Annotated in this window: 1 protein-coding gene; it reads right to left on the bottom strand. The window is 69.2% G+C overall.

Features of this window, described 5'->3' with window-relative positions:
- The coding region (gene pyk, locus D8M29_RS13040) for a pyruvate kinase (RefSeq protein ID WP_127446068.1) at positions 1-835 on the bottom strand (835 nt) is incomplete at both ends.

Raw genomic sequence — 835 nt, 5'->3', positions numbered from 1 at the left:
AAGTCGCCCATCTCGGCTGCCGCGCGGGCGACCGCGCCGCCCTGGGTGCGGGGCTTGTTGCGGTCGGTGAGGGGCGGGAGGCCCTTGGCGAGGATGTCCTCCTCGGCCGCCTCGACGATGCGGGCCATGGTGCGGACGGTCTCGACGGGGTACTTGCCGACACTGGTCTCGCCGGAGAGCATCACGGCGTCCGTGCCGTCGATGACGGCGTTGGCGACGTCGGAGGCCTCGGCGCGGGTGGGGCGGGAGTTGTCGATCATCGAGTCGGGCATCTGGGTGGCGACGATGACCGGCTTGGCGTTGCGCTTGGCGAGTTTGATGGCGCGCTTCTGGACGATCGGGACCTGTTCCAGGGGCATTTCGACGCCGAGGTCGCCGCGGGCGACCATGATGCCGTCGAAGGCGGCGACGATGTCGTCGATGTTGTCGACGGCCTGGGGCTTCTCGACCTTGGCGATGACGGGGAGGCGGCGCTCCTCCTCGTCCATGACGCGGTGGACGTCGTCGATGTCGCGTCCGGTGCGCACGAAGGAGAGGGCGATGACGTCGGCGCCGGTGCGCACGGCCCAGCGGAGGTCTTCGATGTCCTTCTCGGAGAGCGCGGGGACGGAGACGGCGACGCCGGGGAGGTTGAGTCCCTTGTGGTCGGAGACCATGCCGCCTTCGATGACGGTGGTGTGGACGCGGGGTCCGTCGACTCCGGTGACTTCGAGGGTGACGCGGCCGTCGTCGATGAGGATGCGTTCGCCGGTGGTGACGTCGGCGGGGAGTCCGTCGTAGGTGGTGCCGCAGGTGTGGCGGTCGCCTTCCATGGGTTCGACGGTGATGGTGAAGT

Origin of the sequence: Micrococcus sp. HSID17227, from assembly GCF_003989405.1 — a bacterium.
Classification (GTDB): Bacteria; Actinomycetota; Actinomycetes; order Actinomycetales; family Micrococcaceae; genus Micrococcus; species Micrococcus luteus.
The sequence above is the reverse complement of the archived record's forward strand: the minus strand, read 5'-3'. Positions and strand labels throughout refer to the sequence as shown.